At 43.5% G+C, this 3,918-nt stretch carries 5 protein-coding genes; 2 read left to right on the top strand and 3 right to left on the bottom strand.

All coding sequences use genetic code 11. The features are described 5' to 3' along the window. Positions 1-54: 54 nt before the first annotated feature. Entirely contained in the window at positions 55-327 is a 273-nt protein-coding gene (locus tag QZX97_RS13805; protein ID WP_295664728.1) for a hypothetical protein, read from the top strand. 42 nt (positions 328-369) lie between these two features. Here the strand turns inward: QZX97_RS13805 and QZX97_RS13800 are convergent, their stop codons facing one another. Both QZX97_RS13800 and QZX97_RS13795 read right to left on the bottom strand, forming a co-directional pair. Then, the gene (locus QZX97_RS13800) at positions 370-1,329 is read right to left on the bottom strand and encodes an EamA family transporter (protein WP_295664727.1); all 960 of its coding nucleotides are present in this window, start codon (positions 1,327-1,329) and stop codon (positions 370-372) included. 132 nt (positions 1,330-1,461) lie between these two features. After that, positions 1,462-1,836 carry an RNA-binding protein gene (locus tag QZX97_RS13795; RefSeq protein ID WP_295654992.1) on the bottom strand — a complete coding sequence of 125 codons (375 nt, stop codon included), beginning with the start codon at positions 1,834-1,836 and terminating at the stop codon, positions 1,462-1,464. 133 nt (positions 1,837-1,969) lie between these two features. Here QZX97_RS13795 and QZX97_RS13790 point away from each other — a divergent pair, with 133 nt between their 5' ends. After that, entirely contained in the window at positions 1,970-3,025 is a 1,056-nt protein-coding gene (locus tag QZX97_RS13790; protein WP_295654990.1) for a nucleoid-associated protein, read from the top strand. Positions 3,026-3,160: 135 nt separating this feature from the next. Here QZX97_RS13790 and QZX97_RS13785 read toward each other — a convergent pair. Then, a partial coding sequence (locus QZX97_RS13785; protein WP_295664726.1) for an ATP-binding protein occupies positions 3,161-3,918 on the bottom strand: 758 nt, incomplete at its 5' end.

The raw sequence follows: 3,918 nt of genomic DNA, 5'->3' as shown, positions 1-3,918 counted from the left end.
CGAAGCTTAATTTACGGGCTTGCCTTCAAAAAAACTGGGTTTAAAATTTGAGCTATGGGAGTTTTAAAGAAAATACAACGGAACTGTAAGCAAGCCACGCTGTTGCTGGAGAAGAAGGTATATCAACCCCTGACCTTCCGCGAGGTAATTGAATTGCGTATACACCTGGCGGGGTGTTCGCTTTGCCGTTTGTATGGTAAGCAAAGCGCCATGATAAATGATATGGTGCAGCAATTGTTCCGCGACTCGGAGAGCGAGAATTATAAATTGAGCGATGAATTTAAAAGAGCGCTGCAGTTAAGGATTGAGGAGGAACTGAATAAATAAGCTGTTGAGCACAATGCTAAAAGCATAAAGCATTTTCAGCTTTTAGCTTTGCGCTTTTAGCTTTATGCTTTTGGCTGAATGGTATTTAGCCATGTTGATGAGTAAGACACTTCCCAAAATAACGCATAGGCCCATAATTAGCCAAAAGGTAATGTGTTCGTGCGCGAAGAATATCCCCAGTAAAACTGCTACAACCGGGTTGATATAGGCATAGGTGCTTACCTGCGTTATGGGGCGTACCTGTAACAGCCAAACATAGGCGCTAAACCCCGCTATAGAACCAAAAACCACTAAATAAGCCATGCCCAACCACGCGTTTGCGGTAATGGCCGGCAGGTTTAAATGCTGAACTTCGCCGCTCATAAGGCTGGCGGGTATAAAAAGGATGCCGGCGGTGAGCATTTGCCATGCCGCGTTAACGCAACCGGAGCCTGATGTAGCACGGTATTTTGAATAAATGGAGCCGGCCGTCCAACACATGGAGCCGATGATGAGCATGGCCATGCCCGTTAAATTAGTGGTGATGCCTTTGTCGGCGAAAGCTTTGATCACTTGTTCGGCAAAGAGCAATATCACCCCCAAAAAGCCGATGATGAGGCCGGTGATGGTCCATTTATTGCGCAGGTTTTCGCTCCATTTAGGGTAATCAAGCAATACAAACCAAATGGGCGCTGCCGATACGAGGATAGCCGCCATGGCGCTTGGTAATGTTTGCTCTACCCAAATCACAATACCTATACCTACAAACAGCAGCAACACACCGCTAACCGCCGCGTTGAGTACATTTTTGAGGATGAACAACTTTTCGCCCCTAAGGGCACACCAGACCAATAGCAAAACGCCGGCCAGCAAAAAGCGGAAAGCCCCCAAAAGCATAGGAGGGAAGCCACCTTGCAAGGCTACCCGGATAGAAAAATAGGTGGAACCCCAAACGATGTAGACGATGGCATACGCAATGATGACCATAAGCGGCGATACTTTTTTGGGGGTTGATGTTGACATTTCGGGATGGAAAAACAGCCATGAGCGGCTTAAAATGCTGCTTATGTATTAAAAAATAAAAAGAGAATTACAGATACCGTGAAACACCACGAGGCCAGTTCATGATGCAGGTGTGGTTTGAGAGAAGTGGAATCAGTCTTTGCTGTAGCTGCCTTTGTCGCCGTAACCGCCGCCTTTGTTATAGCCGCCGCCACCGCCCTTGTAACCGCCACCGCCTTTATAGCCACCTTCGCTGCCGCTGCGGAAAGGCTTTCGGGCACCTTCGGGTTTTGGTTCGGCTTCTTTTACCACAATGTTGCGGCCATAAATTTCGGCTGCGTTGAGGTCTTCAATGGCTTTGAGCGCCGATTCTTTGTCGGTCATTTCGGCGAAGCCAAAACCTTTGCTTTGGCCGGTTTGCCTGTCGGTAATAATTTTAAGCGAAGTTACTTCGCCGTAGTCTTCGAACAACTCCCTTAGCTCCGATTCTTCAATTTTATAAGGCAGGTTGCCAATAAAAATATTCATATTATAGCTTGCTTATTTCAAAAATACTACAAAAATTTTTCAAATGATGAAATTATTTACAATTTCTCCACATAATTGTTAAATAATTCGCAAACAATTGCATTTTGCTTTCTTTGCACCTATAAAAAACCATATGATCGCATCATTTGAGGCCTCGCTTAATACACTCTCCATCCATCGTGTTGGTAATAAACTACTTGACGAATTTTACGTGCTATCGCAACAACCAATAGCTTTGAAAGATGAGTTGTTGGGCAAATTGCTGATGCAATACTTTTTAACCCCATTTGAAAAAGTGAACGAGGTGTACCGTTTTATGCACTCGAGCAATGATTTAAACCTGAACGAGCTTTTTCATTTTTGTACGCAGGTGTTTGAAGACGAAGGGCGATTTCATGAGTTGAGTGAACAGATTACCAAATATTTGTTCGAGCAAACCAATCATCCGAAGATCAAATCGGGCGAGTTGTATGTAGCGCTTTTCAAGGATATTCAACTGGAGGGGGAGTTGTTGACCGCGATAGGTATATTCAAATCGGAAAACAAGGAGACGTACCTAAAAGTGTATCCTGATACCGGTGGCTTTAATATGGAGTATGAGCCTGATGGTATCAATATCAATAAACTGGATAAAGGCTGCCTGATATTTAACTGCGAGAAGGAAGAAGGCTATAAAGTATTAGTGGTCGACCAAACTAACCGCAACAACGAAGCAGTATACTGGAAGGATGATTTTTTGAAGTTGCGCATCCGTAACGATAGTTTTAACCAAACCAGCAATACTTTAAGCATTTATAAAAATTTCATCACCCAAAAGCTGGACGATGAGTTTGAACTGGATAAAACGGATAAAATTGATCTGTTGAACAAATCCATCAAATACTTTAAGGAGAACGATACGTTTAACCTTGATGAGTTTGGCGATGAGGTGTTGGGCAACCCAAAGGCGATAGAATCGTTTAAGAGCTATAAAGAGCAATACGAACTGGACCACGAAACCGAAATCGGCTCGACGTTCGATATTTCGGGAGCGGCGGTAAAAAAGCAGAGCCGGGTTTATAAAAGCGTATTGAAACTGGACCGTAACTTTCATATCTACATACATGGTGATAAAAACCTGATAGAAAAGGGTTTTGATGATGACAAGGCCATGAACTACTATAAGGTTTATTTTAAGGAAGAGGCTTAGGGGATAGTTTTAAGTGGCAGTAGCAGTAGCAGTTTTTTTGTCGCAATATTGACAGCAAAACTGCTGCTTAATTGGACGATAAAAGTGTTTTTTTTGTAGGACTGCCACTGCTACTTAAAACTGCTACTTGACCATCTACGTCAATGTCTTTGGCAGCATAATTAAAAAGCTTGTGCCTTTGCCGGGTTTTGTTTTAACCTCGATGGAGCCTTTGTGTTTTTCGATGATACCGAATACAATTGAAAGGCCAAGACCGGTGCCTTCGCCAACATCTTTGGTGGTAAAAAAAGGATCGTAAATTTTCTGCTTTACTTCCTCGGTCATGCCCACGCCAGTATCGCTTATTTCGATGCTGATGTGCTCAGGATAGTCTTTGGTGGTGATGGCAATACGCTCTTTTTGATGCTTCTTTTTTGCTACGATGGCCTGAATCCCATTTTGTATAATGTTCATAAACACCTGGTTTATTTTACCCGGATAGCAGTTTAGCAAGGGCAATTTGTTTAAAACCGGCGTGATTTCAATATAATGGGGGATGCTGCTGCGCAGTATCACCAGGGTATTGAGTATGGTTTTATTGATGTCGGTGAGTTTCAATTCAACCTCGTCGGTGCGGCTAAATGCACGAAGGCTTTGGATAATTTCGGCAGTGCGCGATGCGCCGTCTTCTATGCCGGCCAGCAGTTCAGCTATTTCGTTTTTGATAAAATCAACGTCGATTTGTTTTTTGTAGGTGGCAATATCTGTAGCCAAATCGGTATTGCCGGGCTGGGATTCCAGGAGGGCATATTTATCGAGCAGGGCAAAAACTTCGTCAAGATCCAGCTTGAGTGGTTTAACGTTCGATTTTACGAAGTTTATGGGGTTGTTTATTTCGTGCGCTATACCGGCGG

It is taken from the genome of uncultured Mucilaginibacter sp., assembly GCF_903893715.1.
In the GTDB taxonomy this organism is placed as follows: Bacteria; Bacteroidota; Bacteroidia; order Sphingobacteriales; family Sphingobacteriaceae; genus Mucilaginibacter.
The sequence above is the reverse complement of the archived record's forward strand: the minus strand, read 5'-3'. Positions and strand labels throughout refer to the sequence as shown.